Origin of the sequence: Phocaeicola faecium (assembly GCF_014837055.1) — a bacterium.
In the GTDB taxonomy this organism is placed as follows: domain Bacteria; phylum Bacteroidota; class Bacteroidia; order Bacteroidales; family Bacteroidaceae; genus Phocaeicola; species Phocaeicola gallinarum.
Genome location: NZ_JACSPQ010000001.1, coordinates 1,268,066 through 1,288,573, shown reverse-complemented (window position 1 = coordinate 1,288,573; position 20,508 = coordinate 1,268,066). Strand labels below are relative to the sequence as shown.

Below are 20,508 nucleotides of genomic sequence, written 5' to 3'. Positions count from 1 at the left end.
TCGGAATATGAAAATGAAATTTATTCATACGGCTTGGGCAGGTCTGACGCTTATATACCTGTTGGCTTCGTGCGGGGTAGACCGTTCGGGGGAGTATTATGCGTTGATTGCAGATAAAACGTGGATTTATGAAACCATGCAGCAGAATTATCTTTTTTATGAAGATATTCCTGCTGAGAGCGAATTGAATTTCTTCGATAAGCCGGATGAATTTTTAAGGAGTGCTTCTTCGCAAAGTGACCAAAAAAACGGAACTTATTTTTCTCACGTCGATTCGGTAAGCGTGTCACGTGCGATGAGTGAATATCCTACATTTGGTTTTGAAGCCGCTACCGTGCGTACCAACAGTGGAAATGCGCTGCGTGTTATCTATGTGGAACCGGATTCTCCGGCTACCGAAGCGGGACTGAAACGTGGAGACTGGATTATAGCCGTGGATGGCAATGAAATTTCGTCCAACGATTATGAGGAGTATGTAGGTCGCCCTACCCAAGCACATTCCTTTACATTAGGTTCGTATAATCCTTACGATGAAAATGAAGACGAGGAATTGTATGTGGAATTTGATACGATAGGGACGGTAGAACTTGCAGCGCCGCGTTATATAGAACAACATAATATTTTGACGACGAATACGCTGGTCACATCAGACGGTCATCGGGCTTTTTATATGCTTTATAATGAGTTTGGTGAAGACGGTGACGAACTGCAATCTGCTTTTTCGGGAATTTCTTCTTCTGATGACATCATCCTCGATTTGCGTTATAATCCCGGAGGATATGTTTCTACTTCACAGATATTGAGTACATTGTTGGCACCTCAAAGCGCTGTCGGGCAAACTTTTCTGAATATGACCTATAATGACAAGATTAATAAGACGGAGACTTTGACTTTTGATGCCAGCTTGTTAAGCGGAGGAGCGCCGCTGTCTTATCGTAACTTGTATATTATTACATCGTCAAACACTGCTTCGGCTTCCGAAATTGTAATTAATTGCTTGAAACCTTATATGGAAGGTCGCCTGTTTCAGGTAGGTACTGCCACGTTTGGTAAAAATGTGGCCCAGCAATGTTTTACAAACGAAGCATCTCCCTATTTAGAACTTTGGCTTACTACCTCTTTATTAAGTAATAGCGAGAACTTTTCTGATTATTACGATAATGGATTGGCTCCCGATTTTGAAATAGAAGAAGATTTCGGGGGTGATTTGTATGAACTTGGTTCAGAAGATGAGGCTCTGTTGCAAACAGTTCTTTATCATGTCTCGAATGGAGCTTTCCCGTCGGCAACATCCACCGGTTCTGCGGTCAGCGCAAGAAGCAGTCGTGTTTATAATAGCGGGTGGAAAGTTCTTTCCAATTCTATCGACCGGAAACCCAAACTGAATAAGTTCAGATAATTGGTTTTTTAATCCTGTTTTTATTCGTCTCCCTGACTTCCGGATAGGAAAATCTGTGGCCGTTCTACCTCTCGAAATACTATGGGTAGTGTTGCTGGTTTCATGCGGATAAGTTGTCCTTTTCTATTCGGAAGACTCCTCCTCTTTTCGAATAGAGTTCTTGCCTCAAACTGAGGCAGAGCAAAATTTAAGGCTCTTAATCGGAAAATTTAAACAGCCTCTTAGAGTAAAGAGTTACTTTTCTTTTACATTCTTTTCAACAATTTCTTTTGCCAGTTTGTTTTAAAAGCATAAATTTGTCCTGTTGCATAAGCAACCAAATAACAAAGACTGAATAAGGCATGAAAAAAATTCTTAGTTTTTTTGTATTATACGTGGGGGTTATCTTCAATGGGTATGCTCAGCAAATACTTACATTGGATAGCTGCCGCTCGTTGGCACTTGCCAATAATAAAGAATTGCGTATTGCCCAAGAAAAAATAAATGCTGCGCATTATCAGAAAAAAGCGGCATTTACTAATTTTTTACCAAAGGTAGATTTGACGGGCGCATATATACGTACGCAAAAAGAAGTTTCTTTGCTCAGCGATGAGCAAAAACAAACAATCGGAAACATCGGGACTACAACCGGAAACCAGCTTCAGCAAATTATGCAGTCGGCTGACTTTCAGGCTGCAATGAAGCAGATTGCTGCCTCTAATCCGGGCTTGGCTGCCGGACTGCAAGGATTGTTGCCGGGAATGGTTTCGGGACTGACTACCGGATTGAACGGAGTGGGTCAAAGTTTTGTGGATGCGCTGCATACAGATACCCGAAATCTGACGGTAGGGGCTGTAACGCTTACCCAACCCTTGTTTATGGGCGGAAAAATCATAGCTTACAATAAGATAACCAAATATGCAGAACGTTTGGCTGAATCGCAGCACGCTACCGGTATGGAAGATCTGATTTTGAACACAGACCAAGCATACTGGCAGGTCATTTCGCTGGTCAACAAGAAGAAACTGGCTGAGGGCTTTTTGCAATTGGTTCAGAAGTTGGATTCGGATGTTCAGCAAATGGTGGCGGAAGGAGTTGCTACCAAAGCAGACGGGCTGAGTGTCAAGGTGAAAGTAAACGAGGCGGAAATGACACTTACGCAGGTGGATAACGGATTAAGTCTTTCGAAAATGTTGCTTTGTCAGTTATGCGGCCTGCCACTGGATGCAGATATCCGGCTGGCTGATGAAGACATGGAAAATCTGACACTTCCCAATACATACGTCGAAAGTAACGTCAGTACGGCACTCGCCAACCGCGAAGAGTTAAAGAGTTTGGAACTTGCCTCTCAAATCTATCGCCAGAAAGTCAATGTGGCGCGTTCGGAGTTTCTTCCCTCTGTGGCTATTACTGCCAATTATCTGGTAACTAACCCTTCGCTGGTTAACGGTTTTGAAAACAAATTTCGCGGTATGTGGGCAGCGGGCGTGGTTGTTTCTGTACCTATACTTCATTGGGGAGAAGGTATCTATAAAGTAAAGGCAGCCAAAGCCGAAGCAAATATAGCCCGCTATCGGCTGGAAGATGTGAAAGAAAAAGTAGAATTACAGGTTACGCAAAGTTCGTATAAGGTAAACGAAGCCACCAAGAAACTGGCGATGGCAGAAAAAAACATGGAAAAGGCAGAAGAAAATTTGAGATATGCTAACTTGGGATTTAAAGAAGGGGTCATACCCACCAGTAACGTGCTGGAAGCCCAAACAGCTTGGCTGTCGGCGCAATCGGGTAAGATAGATGCTCAGATTGACTTGAAAATGAGTGAATTATATTTGAATAAATCAATGGGAACTTTAAAATAATAATCGATTATGGTAGAAAAGACACAACGCAACAATATTATGCTGGCATTTTTTACTTTGGCGGCTGCCGTAATTATAGTCAGCGTTATCGGATTCTTTACGTTAGGAAAAGGACCGGAAATTATTCAAGGTCAGGCGGAAGCAACCGAATATAGAGTTTCAAGCAAGGTGCCGGGACGTGTTTTGAAGTTTTTCGTTTCGGAAGGAGACAAGGTGAAAGCCGGAGATACGGTGGCTATTCTTGAGGCTCCCGATGTTATGGCGAAGCTGATGCAGGCACAAGCCGCTGAACAGGCTGCGCAGGCTTTGAGCGAGAAAGCCCAAAGAGGTACGCGAAGCGAGCAACTTCAGGCTGCATTTGAAATGTGGCAGAAGGCAAAAGCCGGACTTGAAATCGCTGAAAAGTCATATAACCGGGTTAATCGTTTGTACGAAGCCGGAGTGATGACAGCTCAAAAGCGCGATGAGGCTAAGGCACAGTATGATGCAATGCAGGCTACGGAGCGTGCTGCTCATGCCCAATATACGATGGCGAAAAACGGCGCACAACGTGAAGACAAGGCTGCTGCCGCTGCTCAGGTAGAGCGGGCAAAAGGTGCGGTGGCAGAGGTTTCCTCTTACATTGCCGAGACATATCTTGTAGCCTCTGCCGACGGAGAAGTAACCGAAATATTCCCGAAGGTAGGAGAATTGGTGGGAACGGGAGCGCCGATTATGAATGTAGCCCAACTCGATGATATGTGGATAACGCTCAATGTGCGTGAAGATTTTTTGAAGGATTTTACCGTTGGTGGTGAGATTACGGCATATATCCCGGCTTTAGAGAAAGATGTCACATTTAAAGTGACTTATATGAAAGACCTCGGAACGTATGCCGCATGGAAGGCGACCAAGACAACCGGTCAGTTTGATTTGAAAACATTTGAAGTAAAAGCACGCCCTGTTCAGCCGGTGGAAAATCTGCGTCCGGGTATGTCGGCTATTGTTGAAAAATAAAATATCATGTCTGTAACCGTCCATAAACGTTTCCTGCGAATAGCCAAGCGAGAAGTTTTTCGTTTGACTTCTCAGCCTATTTACCTGTTTTGCATGGTGATAGCTCCGATATTTTGTTTTGTATTTTTTTCTACGTTGATGGAGAAAGGGTTACCTTCCAATCTTCCGGCTGGAGTGGTCGATTTGGATAATACGGCTACCACTCGTAATATCATACGTAATTTGGATGCCTTTCAGGAAATAAAAATTGTAGCTCATTATGAAAGTGTAAGCCAAGCGCGTAAAGCCATTCAGCGTGGAGAGATTTATTCTTTTTATTATATCCCTCGTGGAACAACAGAAAAGGCACTTGCCAACCGTCAGCCCAAAGTATCGTTTTATGTCAATTACTCTTACCTGATAGCTGGTTCGTTGCTTTATAAAGACCAGCGTACGATGTCTGAATTGGCGTCGGGAGCCATCGGGCGGGCAACACTGTATGCTAAGGGAGCTACCGAGAGTCAGGCAATGGCTTTTTTGCAGCCGATTGTTATTGAAACCCACGCATTAAACAATCCGTGGCTGAACTATTCGGTTTACTTGTGTAATACGTTGTTCCCCGGTTTGCTGATGCTGCTTATTTTTCTGACTACGGTTTATGCACTGGGAACGGAGTTAAAAGAAAATACCGCCGGACAATTAATGAAAGAATCCGGCAATTCGATTGTTACAGCGCTGACAGGAAAACTCTTTCCTCATACGATTGTTTTTTTCATAATCGCTGTATTTTATAACGTCTATTTGTACGGCTTTTTACATTACCCCTGTAATAGTGGTATTTTCCCAATGCTGTTGGCAGGGTTGTTACTTGTACTGGCTTCACAGGCATTCGGCGTATTTTTGTTCGGGTTGTTTGGCTCGCTTCGTCTTGCCTTGAGTGCAGCTTCGTTGTGGGGGGTAATCTCTTTTTCTATATCGGGATTTACTTTTCCGGTGATGGCAATGCACCCAACGCTTCAGGCACTTGCAAACTTATTCCCATTGCGCCACTACTTTTTAATTTATGTTGACCTTGCGTTAAACGGTTATCCGCTGATTTATGCTTGGCATTCAGTGGTGGCATTGTTAATATTCATGTTGCTTCCGTTTTTCATACTCAAGAAGTTGCGGACAGCCATGTTACATTATGTCTATATCCCTTAACGAAAAGAAATCATGAAAACCGATTCGTTCTATCATATTATCCGACAGGGCTTTTCCGGACTCTTCCATATCTGCGTTGAAGAGTTGAAAGTTGCGTTTAGAGACCAAGGTGTCTTGATTTTTCTTATTCTGGTGCCTCTGGCTTACCCTTTGATATATGCTTTCATATATACAAACGAAGTGGTGCGCGACGTACCGGCGGCTGTTGTCGATGCCGACAAATCATCGTTAAGCCGCAAGTTTGTGCGCTTTGTCGATGCCAGCGCCGATGTTCATATACAGTCTTATTGTGCCGACATGGAGGAAGCTAAAACCTTGTTGAAAGAAAACAAAGTATATGGCGTTATTTATTTGCCCGAAAGTTTCAGCAGCGACATTGCTGCCGGCCGCCAGACTACCGTAAGTATTTACTGTGATATGAGCGGTATGCTTTATTATAAAGCCATTTTACTTGCTTCTACCAACGCTTCGTTAGACATGAACAAGCAGATTCAGATCAAACGATTGGGAAATACTACCGACCGTCAAGACGAAATAAGTACGTCTCCCATTGAGTATGAAGACATTTCATTGTTTAATCCTCAGGATGGTTTTGCCAGCTTCCTTATACCGGCAGTACTGATTCTGATTATCCAGCAAACGCTTTTGTTGGGAATCGGACTTTCAGCAGGAACAGCTCGCGAGAACAGCCGTTTTCGTAATTTGATACCTCCCGGTCGCTATTATCAGGGAACATTGCGTGTCGTTTTGGGTAAATCGGCCGCTTACTTTTTGATTTATTCCATAATCTCGGCATACGTTCTTTGCTGTGTTCCGAAGCTGTTCCGTCTGGTTCAGATAGCTAATCCGTCTACACTGTTGGCTTTTGCCATACCCTACGTGTTGGCATGTATTTTCTTCGCAATGGTTTGTTCTGTGTTTATTCGTCACCGCGAAACCTGCATGATGGTATACGTATTTACCTCCATTCCTTTGCTGTTTATTTCTGGTATATCTTGGCCGGGAGCAGCTATTCCCGATTTCTGGAAAGTTGTTTCATGGCTGTTCCCTTCAACATTTGGCATAAACGGTTATGTGCGAATCAATACGATGGGAGCTACCCTTTATGATATATTGCCCGAATACCGCGCTTTATGGTTGCAAACAGGTATTTATTTCATTATAGCTTGCCTTGTTTACCGTCGTCAGATTTTGTTAAGTCGCCAGCGTGCCATTCAGCGTTTGAAACAGATCCGGTTACGCCGTTGTCAGTACGATTTAAAAAAACGATAAAAACACGGGTTAATCTTGTCTGCTCATCGGCTCGTTTCCTTTGCAGAAGTCTATATGTTTGCAGCTGCATCAGTAGGTTTTGAAAACTCTGTTTTACACATCGGTGAACGGTATTTCTCTGCAGCGAAAAATAGTCGCATTTAGGTGTAATATAGAAATTGTCTAAATAAAGAGTGGTGAGCGGATGAATTTGTAAAAGTAGTCTATGTGGTTGATTATTAGTGTAATATAAGTATGGTTGTAGAAGTGGTCATGATAAGTAGTTGAGGTGTAATAATTTGAAAAACAAGGAATTGTAATTAAGCAAACAGGCGTAACTGTGTTCGTGAAACACAGTTGTAATAAGCTGCTAACTATCAAAACCTTAAATAAAAGATTAAAAATCAAAGGAAAACAGCATTTGTTTTTATAAAAATTCATTCCGAAATTTGCAGCGGTAGAAGTATCGCTTTATTAAAACAACGTATGTAATGATTGAAAACAGCCAAGTTGTTGCATTATGGCAACGTTGCCTTCTCTTTATACGAGACAACGTAAATGCAACGGCTTTTAAAACGTGGTTCGAGCCTATCGTCCCCTTGAAATACGAGGAGAAGGCATTGACTATTGGCGTTCCCAGTCCTTTCTTCTATGAATATCTGGAAGAAAAGTATGTGGGTTTGCTGCGTGCTGCCATCTATAAAGAGATTGGAGAGGGTACGGAGTTGATGTATTCTATCCTTGTCGACAAGACGAACCATATTACCGTAGACAGAAAAGGAACAGACCGCTCAACGGCTTTGCCTGAGCCTAAAAATATACAGGGAGGTAATAAAGCACCGGGTCCTATTGCTCCTCCGGTACAGGATTTAGATCCTCATCTGAATCCCAATTATAACTTTGAGAACTTTATCAAAGGAAACAGCAACGAGTTTTCGAGAACTGTAGCCGAAACCGTTGCGCAGAATCCGGCACGCACCTTTAATCCGCTTTTTATTTACGGTCCTTCGGGTGTGGGTAAAACTCATCTGATAAATGCTATCGGTACACGTATCAAGGAACTTTATCCGGAGAAACGTGTGCTTTACGTGTCTGCACACTTGTTTCAGGTACAATATACCGATTCTGTGCGTACCAATCATTTCAATGATTTCATCAGCTTCTACCAAACTATCGACGTGTTGATAATCGACGATATACAGGAGTTTGCCGGTGTGACAAAAACTCAAAATACGTTCTTTCATATATTCAATCATTTACATCAGAACGGAAAACAGCTTATTCTGACGTCCGACCGTGCTCCTGTTATGTTGCAGGGTATGGAAGACCGTTTGCTGACACGTTTCAAGTGGGGATTGGTGGCTGAATTGGAGAAACCCGACATTGAACTGCGTAAAAACATTTTGCGCAATAAGATTCGTCGTGACGGACTTTCTATACCTGAATCAGTAATCAGTTACATAGCCGAAAACGTAAACGAAAGTGTCCGCGAGCTTGAAGGTATCGTCAATTCACTTTTGGCACAATCTATCTTGTTCAAGCGCGAGGTAGATTTAGATTTAGCGCAACGTATCGTACACAAGGCTGTACGCTGCGCCGAATTTAAGCCGATTGGTATAAACGATATCATTGAAAAGGTTTGTGAGCATTTTAAAATCGATACGGCTGCCATTCATACCAAGACCCGTAAACGTGAAGTAGTACAGGTTCGCCAAGTAGCCATGTATCTTGCAAAGAAACATACGGATACCTCTTCATCGAAGATTGGTCAGATGATTGGCAATAAAGACCACGCTACGGTGCTTCATGCTTGTAAGATAGTAAAAGACCAAGTAGAAGTAGACAAAGCATTTAAAGCTGAAATAGAAGAAATAGAAGCCAGCTTAAGAAGCAGATAACCCTTTGCCGGAACTATACGAAGTAATGATACGAACGATAAGGTACTTCGTGTATTTCCGGCAAAATTATATTATTCCTATACCTATCTTATTTTTTTCTTGAATATTTCTCCAAAAGCATTCTTTTATTTTACGTAGGGAGACTTTCCCGATGAAAGATTGTTCTATATGATTGTTATCTACTTAGCAGACTACTATGCGGTAGCTTTTTGGGGTTCTGAAAATCCTTTTCTCTAGTTTCTGAAGTACTGAAAAAAAGATACTCCAGCCATTCTCTAATGGTTGGAGTATCACAACACAAAAACTAAACTAGACTTAACTAAACTATTCTAAAATGGGAAGTTTCACAACTTCCGTATTATGTACACCACAAATATAGACCTTAAATTTATACCAAGCAAAGGTCATGCACAAAAAAGTTTATTTTGTGCGGTAAAAAAACGTTAAATATTTAACTTCACTTCAAATTATATGTTCGTTAACATAATTTTGAAGCTCTTGCTTGTAACTGTCCGAAATTGGGATGTATTCTTTCCCGAAAACAATCCGTCCTTTGTCTATGATTTTTATCTTTTGTTTTTGTACGATAAAAGAACGGTGTACACGAATAAAACGTTCGGAAGGTAGCTTTTCTTCCATTACTTTCATGCTGACCAAAGAAAGTACGGGGCGGGGATTGTCTTCGGTGTGAATTTTTATATAGTCCTTCAGTCCTTCGATGTAAAGTATTTTATCAAGTTCTATTTGTATCAGTTTGTAATCGCTTTTCACATAAATGTAAGTAGAGTCTGTTACGGGCGAAGTGTTTCCTTTGGGACTTAATTCGAACCATTGGATTGCTTTATTGACCGCTTCCATGAAATCTGTGTAGCTGATAGGCTTTAAAAGATAGTCGAGGGCGTTTACACGATAGCCGTTAATGGCATATTGCTCAAAGGCTGTGGTAAATACGATACGGGTAGTGGCAGGAACCATCCGGGAAAATTCCAAACCGTTTAAATCGGGCATTTGTATGTCGAGAAATAATAAATCTACGGGGTTTTCGGGGAGTGCTTTCATTGCTTGGATTGCACTGGAATAGGCGCCACATAATTGCAGCATGGGAGTTTTCTGAACATAGCTTTGCAATAGTCCGAGGGCGAGGGGTTCATCGTCTACGATGGCGCAACGTAAAGTCATGGTTTTATGCAGGATTAAGGGTTATGGTTATTGAAGATTCGTATACTTTATTATCATCGCTTATGCTCCGGTTCCATGAATAATGTCCGGAGTATATCAGTTCCAAACGCTTTCTTACCTGTTCCAATCCGATACCCGAACCGCTTTTGTCGGTTACCGATTTGGGATAGTTGCTGTTTCTTATCAGGCAGGAGATTTGTCCTGTGGTTTCGCTGATGGAGATGCTCACAAAACTGGGTTCGGTAGGCGATATGCCATGTTTGAATGCGTTTTCAATCAGCGAGATGAAGATTAGCGGAGCGATAAGCGTCTGGCTGTCTGGCTTAACGTCGAATCGGGTTTCGATGCGTACCAAAGGCGACATGCGGATGCGCATCAGTTCGATGTAGTTTCGGATGAACTCTATTTCTTTGCTCAGAGGGACGAACATCTGCTGATTGTCGTACAGCACGTAGCGCAGCAGTTTGCTAAGCTCCTGCACCGCCTGTTGTGCCTTTTCGGTGTCGAAGGCTATCAGGGCATAGATGTTATTCAGCGTGTTGAGCAGGAAATGCGGATTCATCTGGTTGCGCAGGTTTTTCAGTTCCGCTTCCGTACGGCTTTTCACAGCTTCGCGGCGTTCTTCTTCGGCTTCGCTCCAGCGCATACTCATGCGGATGGCAACGCTTAGTCCGGCACAGAATATGAGGCTCGCCATATCGCGCAGGTAGAATATATACTGCGGAGGTATGTGCCGGTCGAAAGGAGGAGGGGGAGGGAAGTGGATATTGTTCCAATAACGCATCCCTAACGTGAGCAGGCATATTACGACCAAATTAACCAGCAAGAAACGTTTCTGGTGGTTGCTGAATAATAGCCGGGGAATGAATAAAAAGTAGTTCAGGTAGAAGATGGTACATAGCGTAATGGGCATCAGGCTGTGATGCCAGAAAGCATACCAGTCGATAGTACCGTTGTCTCGCTGGGTGAAAAACAACGGGAAAAAGAAAACCATTCCCCAGCAAATGACATGGATAAGAGGTATGAACGGACTGCGGTGGATAGAGTTGATTGTTTTCATAAGTTTCTGAGTAGGATTGGATATACAAAGATAAATGTTTTTCATTAAAAAAAAGAACCGGCTGCTATCGACAGAGAAGTACGATGGAGAACATATTCCGTGTCATCACATGCAGCCGGTTCAGGAAACCAAAGTTATGAAGAACAAAGTAGTTCCGATGTTATTCGTAGCGGAGCGCTTCGATGGGGTCGAGGTCGGCCGCCTTTTTCGCCGGATACCATCCGAAGAATACTCCGGTAAGCGTACATACCGCAAACGAGAGCAATACACTCCACGGCTGTATGAATACCGGCCAGTGTGCTACCGACTTGATTACGAAACTTGCTCCGCAGCCCAGTATCACCCCGATGATTCCGCCCGTTATGCTGATTAGGATGGACTCGATGAGGAATTGCGACAGGATGTCAATCCCGCGTGCTCCCACCGACATGCGCAGCCCGATTTCGCGCGTACGTTCCGTTACCGAAACATACATGATATTCATGATACCGATGCCGCCTACCACCAGCGAGATGCCTGCTATGCAAGCCAGCAGCGTGGTCATCAGGTCGGTAGTAGTATTCAGCATCGAGCTCAGTTCCTGCTGTGTGCGTATGGTAAAGTCATCATCGTCTGTTTCCTTCAGTTTATGCTCGCGGCGCAAGATGGTTGTTATTTCGTCTACGGCTTCTTCCGTCATGTCTTCGGTCAGAGCCGAAGCAAATACGCCGCCCAGATACGTCTGTGCCAACAGTCGTTTCATCACCGTGGTGTAAGGTGCCAGTACCACATCGTCTTGGTCCATACCCATTGAGTTGTAACCCTTCGATTTCAGTACGCCTACCACACGCAATGGAACTTGGCTGCAACGGATTACTTTCCCGATAGGGTCAGTGCCATCGGGAAAGAGGTTATCTACAATCGTTTTACCAATAACGCATACTTTGGCAGCCGTACGGATGTCTTCGTCGGTAAACATCTCTCCCTGTTCCACGCTGAGCTGTCGGATGTCAAGGTATCCGCGACTCACGCCGCTGACCGAAGAAGGATAGTTGTTTGAACCTGAAATAAGCTGTCCGGAAGCAGAGACATCGGGACTGATGGCAGAAATGTACATACATTCGTCGCGCAGCGTTTCGTAGTTTTCAAGTTTCAACGTTTGCATTGACGACGGGTCTTGGCGTACACCTCCACGCATTTCAGCTCCCGGATGAATCATAATCATGTTCGAGCCCATTTCAGAGATTTGCTTTTGTATGCTTCGTTTCGAGCCTTGACCGATGGCGAGCATGGCTATTACGGCTGCTACACCGATGATGATGCCCAGCATGGTGAGGAAGGCTCGCGTTTTATTGTTTGCCAACGCTCGAAGTGCTATTTTGAAAAGATTTGTTCCGTTCATATATGTAACTAATTGAAATATAAGTATATACCGTGTACCTGATGTTCATGAAAACATTTCGGGTAGCGTTGGTTGGTTCTACCCGTAGTGTTCATGTACGCATCGGCTTGTTAGCCTCGGTTCTTCCGCATGTTTTTTCAGTCGTCTGTGCTGACGGGCAAAGCGGCCAATGCTTCGGCTGCCGAAAGGATTTTCGGATTGGTTTTATCTTCAATCACATGTCCGTCGCGCAAGCGGATGTTTCGGCTGCTGTATTGTGCAATTTCCGGGTTATGGGTTACGAAGATTATGGTACGTCCTTCGGCGTGTAGCTTCTGGAAAAGTACCAGAATTTCGAATGAAGTACGTGTGTCGAGGTTTCCCGTTGCTTCATCGGCAAGGATAACGGCGGGGTTGTTGACCAGTGCGCGCGCTATTGCCACGCGCTGCATCTGTCCGCCCGACATCTGATTCGACTTATGCTCCAGCCTATCGCCCAGTCCCACGGCAATCAGTGCATCGATGGCACGTTTGCGCCGTTCGGCTGCCGAAACCGATGAGTTATACATCAGCGGCAATTCCACGTTTTCCACAGCCGTGGTTTTCGGCAGCAAATTATAGTTCTGGAATACGAACCCGATTTTCCGGTTACGCAGGATAGCCCGTTGAGGCTTCGACATGGTGCGCACGCTTACCCCGTCGAGCAGGTATTCGCCGCTTGTAGGCGTGTCAAGACATCCTAACGTGTTCAGCAGCGTAGACTTGCCGGAGCCGGACGTACCCATGATGGTAACAAACTCGCCCTCTTGGATGGAAAACGAGATGCCCCGCAGTGCGTGTACCGTTTCATCGCCCACTTGGAAGTTGCGCTTGATGTTTTGCAGTTCAATAACAGTTTTGCTCATGGCATGTTCCTCCTGCCGCTTATTTTTTATCGTTGTCTTTCTTGTTTCTGTCCGGAGGTCCCGGCATGAATGGGCTGCGTTCGCTTTCGCCTTCAGCAGATTCTATGGCGGGCATTTCGTTCTTCAGTACCGTTTCGGTTACCACTTCCGTACCTTCGCTGATGCCGCCGGTTATTTCGGTATGAATCCCGTCGCTTATACCCGTTTGAACGGGGTGCGCCGTAAAGCCCGTTTCATCCATGGTCCACACTTTATATTGCGCTTCGCAGTCGTTGATGGCCCGTTTCCCGGCAAGCGATTTTTCCGGTGTAAAGCGTAAGGCTTTGTTAGGCACCACGAGTACGTTTTCGCGCGAGTTGGTATAGATGGTTACGTTCGCTGTCAGTCGGGGTTTCAGTTTCAGTTCGGGATTATCGGCTGTTATCACCACTTCGTAGGTAACCACCGTTTCGCTTGTGCTGCTACTGCTGCTACTGCTCGATGAACTGTTTGTGCTTCCTAAACGTATCTGGCGGACGATGCCTTCGAATACATCGTCGGGGTAAGCATCGACGGTAAATGTTACGCGCGCGCTGTCTTTCACCCCGGCTATGTCAGCCTCGTCTACATCTGCTACTACTTGCATTTTGGTCAGGTCGGCAGCGATGTTGAACAGTGTCGGAGTTTCAAACCCTGACGCAACGGTTTGCCCTTCTTCCACATCTTTGCTGGTTACTACCCCGTTGATGGGCGAAGTGATTGTGGCGTACGACAGGTTTCGTTCTGCCTTAGCCAGCTCCGCTTTGTTCTGCTCGTAAGTGGCCAGCGCACGCTGGTAGTTATAAACGCTTTCTTCGTAGTCGGTATCGCTGATAAGCTGTTTTTCGTGTAGTGTGCGGTTACGCTTGTACAACTTTTCTTGGTACTCATATTCCGCCTTAGCCCCGTCGTACGAAGCCTTAGCCGACTGAAGGTCGCTTAGCAGCGTTACCTTATCCATTTCAGCGATAACCTCGCCTTCTTTTACCACCGAGTTATAGTCGACGTAAATTTTATCGATGATACCCGATACCTGCGTACCTACTTCAACTTCCGTTACAGGCTCGATGGTTCCTGTTGCTGTAATTGAATTGCTGACATTTCCTTTTTGGACGGCTTCGGTAACAAAGTCTACCTTATTTTGCGCCTTTTGTCCGCCGAATATCCACACTCCGCCGGCAATCAAGACTACGGCTGCGGTAACTGTGATAATGACTTTCTTTTTATTCATATCTTTAGTTCGTTATTTTTTATAATTCAATTTCTTGACCGGCATAAAAATTAAGTAAGGTTCGGTTCAGTATTGCCATATACTTAGCCTGTATGCGCTGTTGCTGCGCACTGAGCAAGTTGTTTTTTTCGGTAAGCAGTTCTACGGTGTTTTTCATGCCTAAATTAAACTGTTCGCTTACCATGTCGAAGCTAGTCTGGCTGCTTTTCAGTTTTGTTTCAGCCGCCACGTATTGTTGTTGCGCATTCAGTGCATCTAAATAAAGACTTTCAATGGTGGAGTAAAGCTCCTTTTGCGCATTGATGAGGTTGAGCTGCGTGGTGTCGTACTGGAGGCGTGCCTTGCGTATGGAGGTTTTCGTCTGCCGTTGGTCGAAGATAGGGAGACTCAGGCTCAATCCTATCATGTTGTTCCATCCGTATTTCATTTGCTGCGTCCAGTTGTTACTGCTCGAACTGTTTGTCGTGCTCGAAGTAGATGCCGACAGGCTGATGGTAGGCATGTATCCCGCTTTGGCAGAAGAAATGGCAAGTTTGGCATTGTCAATGTCCAGCTTGCTGCTTTTTATCTCCGGCCGCGTAGCCAGTGCCGTCTGGTATACATCCGTCTGCGAAGGAAGTAACTCCATCACATGCTCATCGCTGATATGCGGAAGCACAAGACTCATTTCTTTCGTATTATCCAGCTCTAAAAGCTGCTTCAGCTGCAATTTATAGTTGCGTAAAGTCGATTCCGAAGTAACCAGTTGATATTCATCGTTACTGAGCTGCGCTTCGAGTTGTGCCAAGTCAGCTTTTGAGATGCTTCCTTCTTTAAACAACTCTTGTGCACGTTCGTAAGTAGCGCGGCTTACTTCCACTGTGCCTTTGTTGATGGCAATCGATTCATCCGCATAAAGAATCTGGATAAACAGTTGTGCTATTTGTTCTTTCAGCATGTTTTCGGTTTCGGCAACAGTCAGTTGGGCAATCTCGCGGTTGGTTTTCTGCTGTTTGATGTTGTTCAAACGTTGGTTTCCGTTCCATAACGTCCATTGTGCATTCAGCCCATAGTTTCCGCTGTATGTAGTTTTGCTGTCGCTGCTGATAATCTCCGTACCGCTCACCGTTGAACTGTTCTCTTGGTAAGGGCGGTTTACTACGTTATGTCCTGTACTGAAAGACAGACTCGGAAAGAGCGCAGCTTTAGCCTCCTTAACGTCTTCTTCGCTTTCTTGCAACGAAATTTTGTTTTGTTGGAGTTGGATGTTTTTCTCCAATGCGTAGTTTATGCAGTCTTCCAATGTCCATTGCTTATCTTCTTGAGCCGACAGTGACAAGGCAGAAGTAAGCAAAGCGGTAAATAACAGACTTTGTTGTTTCATCATTCTCTTTTTTAAATTATCTGATGCAAAACTAAACGTCTGTCATCGGAAATACAAAAGAGATAGATTTTCGCACAATTTATCGGGACAAACCCTTGTTTTTTCCCGATAAATTCTTTCCTTTGTAATCATTATAAAAATAGATTATGATTAAAGAAAAGTTTATTAGCGTTTATCGGTTTTATCGGGATGGCTTCAAAGAGATGACATGGGGGCGTACTTTGTGGGCCATAATATTGATAAAGCTGTTCGTGATGTTTTTTATCCTGAAACTCTTTTTCTTTCCTTCGTTCTTGAAAGGAAAGAGTACGGAAGAAAAACAAGATTATGTAGGAACAGAATTAATCAACAGAATGAAATAAACAAAAGAGAATTTTTATGTTAGAAACTATTGACACTTCGATGATTGACTGGGCACGGGCACAGTTTGCCTTGACTGCCATTTATCATTGGCTGTTTGTTCCTCTGACGTTAGGACTGGCAGTCGTGATGGGTATTATGGAAACACTTTACGTTACCACCGGAAATGAGTTTTGGAAACGGACAGCCAAATTTTGGATGAAGTTGTTTGGTATCAATTTCGCCATCGGTGTGGCTACGGGGTTAATACTGGAATTTCAGTTTGGTACGAACTGGAGCAATTACTCATGGTTTGTAGGCGATATATTCGGTGCACCGCTGGCGATAGAAGGTATTCTGGCTTTCTTTATGGAAGCTACTTTCGTGGCTGTGATGTTTTTCGGATGGAACAAAGTCAGCAAGAAGTTCCACTTGGCATCTACATGGCTCACCGGATTGGGTGCAACCATATCGGCTTGGTGGATTTTGGTTGCAAACTCATGGATGCAATATCCCGTGGGAATGGAGTTCAACCCCGAAACAATGCGTAACGAGATGGTCGATTTTATGGCTGTGGCATTCTCGCCTGTGGCTGTTATGAAATTTCTTCATACGGTACTGAGCAGCTGGATTGTAGGTGCGGCGTTTGTTGTCGGCGTCAGTGCGTGGTATTTGCTTCGGAAACGCGAAAAAGAATTGGCGCTTGCCAGTATCCGTGTGGCTGCCTGTGTGGGGCTGTTTGCCGCATTGGTTACAGCTGCAACGGGCGATAAATCCGCTTATCAGGTGGCACAAGTGCAGCCGATGAAGCTGGCAGTGATGGAAGGACTGTACGACGGAGGCACCAATCAGCCGCTTACCGTAGTAGGACCTATCAAGATACCTCAGATGCTTTCTTTCCTTGCCACGCGCGAAGCATCGGGTTACGTGCCGGGCATCAATAATATTCTGAATGGAGGCTATGAGCAGCCCGACGGTTCTGTAGCCCTGTCAGCCGAAGAAAAGATAGTACGCGGTAAAAAAGCAATTTCGGCTCTTGCCGATTTCCGCAGTGCCAAGCAGTCGGGCGATGAGGCCGCCGCTGCCGAAGCACTTCAAACCATCGAAGAAAACATGCCTTATTTCGGTTACGGATACATTAAAGATACAGCCACACTTGTTCCTCATGTAGGAACGATGTTCTGGGCTTTCCGTGTTATGGTAGGACTGGGAATGTATTTCATAGCCTTCTTTGCCCTGATACTGTTCCTGAGTTATAAGAAACGTCTGGGCGAAATAAACTGGTTGCATTACGTAGCCTTGTGGACCATTCCGTTGGCATACATCGCCAGCCATGCAGGATGGATTGTAGCAGAAGTAGGACGTCAGCCGTGGACTATCCAAGACATGTTGCCGGTCAATGCCGCCGTGTCAAAACTGGAGGCAGGTTCTGTACAGACTACCTTCTTTATCTTCCTTGTGATGTTTACCCTGCTGCTGATAGCCGAAATAGGTATCATGGTGAAGGCGATAAAGAAAGGAGCAGAATAAAAAACAAAAGAAACAATCAATCTAAAATCTAAAATTTATGGATTCAACCTATATATTCTTGCAACACTATTGGTGGTTTTTAGTATCCCTATTGGGAGCTTTGCTGGTATTTTTGTTGTTTGTTCAGGGAGGAAATTCTTTGCTTTTCCTGTTAGGACGTACAGAACAAGAACGTTCCTTGCTGGTTAACTCTACCGGACGCAAATGGGAGTTTACCTTTACTACCCTTGTAACCTTCGGCGGAGCTTTCTTTGCTTCTTTCCCACTGTTTTACAGCACCAGCTTCGGCGGAGCTTATTGGCTTTGGATGATAATCTTGTTCAGCTTCGTGCTTCAGGCTGTGTCTTATGAGTTTCAGTCGAAGTTAGGAAATTTGTTGGGCAAACGTACATATCAATATTTCCTTGTTTTGAACGGACTGGTTGGTCCACTGCTGCTGGGCACGGCGGTAGCCACGTTTTTCAATGGTTCTAACTTCATTGTGAGCAAGGGTAATCTGACCGACCAGATGATGCCCGTTATCAGCCAGTGGGCAAATAATTGGCACGGACTTGACGCATTGCTCGACCTTTATAATCTGATTCTCGGCATAGCAGTGTTCTTCCTCGCCCGTATATTGGGAAATCTGTATTTCATCAATAACATCCGTAACGATGAACTGATCGGTCGTTGTCGTCGGCAGTTGCGGGTAGACGCCGTTCTGTTTCTGTTCTTCTTCTTGTGGTTTGTCATCCGCACGTTGCTGAAAGACGGTTTTGCGGTCGACCCAACGAGCGGAGCCGTATTCATGGAACCGTATAAGTATTTTAATAATCTGATAGAAATGCCTTACCTGCTCGTGCTGTTCCTGATAGGAGTGGTGGGAGTATTATACGGCATAGGGAAAAGCATTTTCTGTAATACCTATACCCGCGGTATCTGGTTTGCCGGAATAGGAACTGTTCTTACCGTTCTGGCATTGCTGCTTACCGTAGGATATAACAATACGGCATACTATCCTTCGTTGGTCGATGCACAAAGCTCGTTGACGATAGCCAACAGTTGTTCCAGTGAGTTTACGCTGAAAACAATGACATACGTTTCCATCCTCGTTCCTTTTGTATTGGCTTACATCGTCTACGCATGGCGCGCCATCGACCGCAAGCCGATAACGATGGAAGAGTTGGAAAACGACGGACACAAGTATTGATTCTTTGCTTCGCATAGAGCGGTAAAACAAAAAACTCCGGTTGCAAATCAAAACTGTTGCAACCGGAGTTTTTTTTGTTTGTATTATCTGTTTGCTGCGAGTAGCTCGTCTCAACCCAGATAAGCAGCTACCGCTTCGGCACACCGCTCTCCGTCGATTCCGGCAGATACAATGCCTCCGGCGTAACCCGCACCTTCTCCGCAGGGAAATAGTCCCTTAACCGTGACGTGCTGTAAGCTGTCTGCATCGCGTAAGATGCGGAGCGGGGCAGAGGTACGTGTCTCAATGGCTATCATCACCGCCTCGTTGGTCAGAAATCCGTTGGAACGTTTGCCGAATTGCTGGAAGCCTTTGTTCAGGCGCTGACCGATGAAAGGAGGAAGCCAGAAATGAAGCGGCGAAGAAATCAGTCCCGGGCTGTACGAACTGGGAGGAAGGTCGTAGCTCAGCTTCTTTCGGGTGAAATCAACCATGCGTTGGGCAGGTGCCGTTTGGCGCATACATCCTTGTTGCCAACATATTTGCTCCATTTGTTCTTGGAAACGCATCATGGCAAGCGTATGTACGGTATTTTCTTGTAGTTTATCGCCCTGCCGGATAAGTTCTTCGGTTTCTGCTTCAGCCGAATTGGGGAAAGATTCACACGCCGGAAGTTGCAGCGAGGGGTCGAGTAAGTCTTCCGGACGTATCTCTACCACCATGCCCGAATTACTCCACTTGGTGCCCCGGTTACTTGGACTCATTCCGTTTACCACCAACTGATGAGGCCCGCTGGCGGCAGGGACTACAAATCCTCCCGGACACATGCAAAAACTGTATACCCCGCGTCCGTCTACCTGCTGAACGAAACTGTATTCCGCTGCCGGCAGATACTTACCGCGTCCTTTCCGGCTGTGGTACTGTATCTGGTCGATTAACATCGAAGGGTGCTCCAACCGGACACCCACGGCGATGCCTTTTGTTTCCATCTGTACACCGTTTCGGTAAAGCCAGCGGTAAACGTCGCGTGCCGAGTGTCCCGTAGCCAAGATAACCGGTCCGCGGAATGTTTTTCCCGTATTCGTTTCGATGCCCGTTACCTTGTCTCCTTCGATAATCAGTGCGTCCATGCGCGTTTGGAAATGAACTTCGCCTCCACATTCCAAAATTGTATTCCGCATGTTTTCGATTACCCGAGGCAACTTGTCCGTACCGATGTGCGGATGTGCATCAATCAGGATGGAAGTGCTTGCACCATGCTGGCAGAACACGTTCAGAATCTTGTCCACGTTGCCACGCTTTTTGCTGCGTGTGTACAGTTTGCCGTCGGAATAAGCACCCGCACCGCCTTCTCCGAAGCTGTAATTCGATTCCGGATCCACCTTATGTTCGCGGCTGATGCGTGCCAAGTCTTCTTTCCGTTCGCGTACGTTCTTTCCGCGTTCCACCACGATGGGACGCAGCCCTAATTCAATGAGTCGCAACGCCGCAAAGAGTCCGCCGGGACCTGCCCCCACCACGACGACCGGTTGCTTCCCCTCCACGTTCGGATATTCGGTACGTACAAACTGCTCGTCTGCAGGGTCTTCGTTGACAAACACCTGCACTTTCAGATTGATGTAAATCGTTCGCTGGCGTGCATCGATGCTTCGTTTCAGCGTGCGTACAGCGTGGATGGTACGAATGTCGAGCCCTTTTTCGCGACTGATGTATTCTTTTAATGTCTGTTCGCTTACTGCCTGCTCAGGCAAAGCGCGTAATTGATATTCGTGAATCATATATTCTGTTTTA

At 45.2% G+C, this 20,508-nt stretch carries 16 protein-coding genes; 9 read left to right on the top strand and 7 right to left on the bottom strand.

Annotated features, from left to right (window positions below):
* Positions 1-7: 7 nt before the first annotated feature.
* From H9626_RS05570 to dnaA, 6 genes are all read left to right on the top strand, one after another.
* Positions 8-1,399: a S41 family peptidase gene (locus H9626_RS05570; protein ID WP_225230882.1), complete on the top strand. Its 1,392-nt coding sequence runs from the start codon at positions 8-10 to the stop codon at positions 1,397-1,399.
* A 341-nt stretch (positions 1,400-1,740) separates the two neighbouring features.
* Positions 1,741-3,237 carry a TolC family protein gene (locus H9626_RS05565; protein WP_178255915.1) on the top strand — a complete coding sequence of 499 codons (1,497 nt, stop codon included), beginning with the start codon at positions 1,741-1,743 and terminating at the stop codon, positions 3,235-3,237.
* 9 nt (positions 3,238-3,246) lie between these two features.
* Positions 3,247-4,233 carry an HlyD family secretion protein gene (locus H9626_RS05560; RefSeq protein ID WP_178255914.1) on the top strand — a complete coding sequence of 329 codons (987 nt, stop codon included), beginning with the start codon at positions 3,247-3,249 and terminating at the stop codon, positions 4,231-4,233.
* Between the two features lie 6 nt (positions 4,234-4,239).
* A complete protein-coding gene (locus H9626_RS05555; protein WP_178255913.1) occupies positions 4,240-5,415 on the top strand; it encodes an ABC transporter permease in 1,176 nt (391 codons plus the stop codon).
* Between the two features lie 12 nt (positions 5,416-5,427).
* Entirely contained in the window at positions 5,428-6,687 is a 1,260-nt protein-coding gene (locus tag H9626_RS05550) for an ABC transporter permease (protein ID WP_191709813.1), read from the top strand.
* Between the two features lie 470 nt (positions 6,688-7,157).
* A complete protein-coding gene (gene dnaA / locus H9626_RS05545) occupies positions 7,158-8,564 on the top strand; it encodes a chromosomal replication initiator protein DnaA (protein ID WP_178255911.1) in 1,407 nt (468 codons plus the stop codon).
* Between the two features lie 462 nt (positions 8,565-9,026).
* Here the strand turns inward: dnaA and H9626_RS05540 are convergent, their stop codons facing one another.
* From H9626_RS05540 to H9626_RS05515, 6 genes are all read right to left on the bottom strand, one after another.
* Complete coding sequence (locus H9626_RS05540) at positions 9,027-9,743, bottom strand: LytR/AlgR family response regulator transcription factor (RefSeq protein ID WP_178255910.1); 717 nt, start codon at positions 9,741-9,743, stop codon at positions 9,027-9,029.
* Between the two features lie 4 nt (positions 9,744-9,747).
* Positions 9,748-10,803: a sensor histidine kinase gene (locus H9626_RS05535; protein ID WP_178255909.1), complete on the bottom strand. Its 1,056-nt coding sequence runs from the start codon at positions 10,801-10,803 to the stop codon at positions 9,748-9,750.
* A gap of 160 nt (positions 10,804-10,963) precedes the next feature.
* Positions 10,964-12,184, bottom strand: coding sequence for an ABC transporter permease (locus H9626_RS05530; protein ID WP_191709812.1), 1,221 nt, complete (start codon positions 12,182-12,184; stop codon positions 10,964-10,966).
* 137 nt (positions 12,185-12,321) lie between these two features.
* Positions 12,322-13,068: an ABC transporter ATP-binding protein gene (locus H9626_RS05525; protein ID WP_178255907.1), complete on the bottom strand. Its 747-nt coding sequence runs from the start codon at positions 13,066-13,068 to the stop codon at positions 12,322-12,324.
* A 19-nt stretch (positions 13,069-13,087) separates the two neighbouring features.
* Positions 13,088-14,317 carry an efflux RND transporter periplasmic adaptor subunit gene (locus H9626_RS05520; RefSeq protein WP_191709811.1) on the bottom strand — a complete coding sequence of 410 codons (1,230 nt, stop codon included), beginning with the start codon at positions 14,315-14,317 and terminating at the stop codon, positions 13,088-13,090.
* 19 nt (positions 14,318-14,336) lie between these two features.
* A complete protein-coding gene (locus tag H9626_RS05515; RefSeq protein ID WP_178255934.1) occupies positions 14,337-15,680 on the bottom strand; it encodes a TolC family protein in 1,344 nt (447 codons plus the stop codon).
* A 146-nt stretch (positions 15,681-15,826) separates the two neighbouring features.
* Between H9626_RS05515 and H9626_RS05510 the strand changes: the two genes are divergently transcribed.
* From H9626_RS05510 to cydB, 3 genes are read left to right on the top strand one after another with little or no spacing between them, the layout of a single operon-like run.
* A complete protein-coding gene (locus H9626_RS05510; RefSeq protein ID WP_178255905.1) occupies positions 15,827-16,042 on the top strand; it encodes a DUF4492 domain-containing protein in 216 nt (71 codons plus the stop codon).
* Between the two features lie 16 nt (positions 16,043-16,058).
* Positions 16,059-17,549, top strand: a complete 1,491-nt coding sequence (locus H9626_RS05505) for a cytochrome ubiquinol oxidase subunit I (RefSeq protein WP_191709810.1) — start codon at positions 16,059-16,061, stop codon at positions 17,547-17,549.
* Between the two features lie 37 nt (positions 17,550-17,586).
* The gene (cydB, locus tag H9626_RS05500) at positions 17,587-18,738 is read left to right on the top strand and encodes a cytochrome d ubiquinol oxidase subunit II (RefSeq protein ID WP_191709809.1); all 1,152 of its coding nucleotides are present in this window, start codon (positions 17,587-17,589) and stop codon (positions 18,736-18,738) included.
* A gap of 110 nt (positions 18,739-18,848) precedes the next feature.
* On the opposite strand, the gene H9626_RS05495 is transcribed toward cydB, so the two are convergent.
* Complete coding sequence (locus H9626_RS05495) at positions 18,849-20,495, bottom strand: NAD(P)/FAD-dependent oxidoreductase (protein WP_191709808.1); 1,647 nt, start codon at positions 20,493-20,495, stop codon at positions 18,849-18,851.
* Between the last annotated feature and the right edge of the window lie 13 nt (positions 20,496-20,508).

Excerpts from the sequence above, each read along its gene's own strand:
- H9626_RS05570 (WP_225230882.1), top strand. The coding sequence starts at position 8 with ATGAAAATGAAATTTATTCATACGGCTTGGGCAGGTCTGACGCTTATA.
- H9626_RS05565 (WP_178255915.1), top strand. The coding sequence starts at position 1,741 with ATGAAAAAAATTCTTAGTTTTTTTGTATTATACGTGGGGGTTATCTTC.
- H9626_RS05560 (WP_178255914.1), top strand. The coding sequence starts at position 3,247 with ATGGTAGAAAAGACACAACGCAACAATATTATGCTGGCATTTTTTACT.
- H9626_RS05555 (WP_178255913.1), top strand. The coding sequence starts at position 4,240 with ATGTCTGTAACCGTCCATAAACGTTTCCTGCGAATAGCCAAGCGAGAA.
- H9626_RS05550 (WP_191709813.1), top strand. The coding sequence starts at position 5,428 with ATGAAAACCGATTCGTTCTATCATATTATCCGACAGGGCTTTTCCGGA.
- dnaA (WP_178255911.1), top strand. The coding sequence starts at position 7,158 with ATGATTGAAAACAGCCAAGTTGTTGCATTATGGCAACGTTGCCTTCTC.
- H9626_RS05540 (WP_178255910.1), bottom strand. The coding sequence starts at position 9,743 with ATGACTTTACGTTGCGCCATCGTAGACGATGAACCCCTCGCCCTCGGA.
- H9626_RS05535 (WP_178255909.1), bottom strand. The coding sequence starts at position 10,803 with ATGAAAACAATCAACTCTATCCACCGCAGTCCGTTCATACCTCTTATC.
- H9626_RS05530 (WP_191709812.1), bottom strand. The coding sequence starts at position 12,184 with ATGAACGGAACAAATCTTTTCAAAATAGCACTTCGAGCGTTGGCAAAC.
- H9626_RS05525 (WP_178255907.1), bottom strand. The coding sequence starts at position 13,068 with ATGAGCAAAACTGTTATTGAACTGCAAAACATCAAGCGCAACTTCCAA.
- H9626_RS05520 (WP_191709811.1), bottom strand. The coding sequence starts at position 14,317 with ATGAATAAAAAGAAAGTCATTATCACAGTTACCGCAGCCGTAGTCTTG.
- H9626_RS05515 (WP_178255934.1), bottom strand. The coding sequence starts at position 15,680 with ATGAAACAACAAAGTCTGTTATTTACCGCTTTGCTTACTTCTGCCTTG.
- H9626_RS05510 (WP_178255905.1), top strand. The coding sequence starts at position 15,827 with ATGATTAAAGAAAAGTTTATTAGCGTTTATCGGTTTTATCGGGATGGC.
- H9626_RS05505 (WP_191709810.1), top strand. The coding sequence starts at position 16,059 with ATGTTAGAAACTATTGACACTTCGATGATTGACTGGGCACGGGCACAG.
- cydB (WP_191709809.1), top strand. The coding sequence starts at position 17,587 with ATGGATTCAACCTATATATTCTTGCAACACTATTGGTGGTTTTTAGTA.
- H9626_RS05495 (WP_191709808.1), bottom strand. The coding sequence starts at position 20,495 with ATGATTCACGAATATCAATTACGCGCTTTGCCTGAGCAGGCAGTAAGC.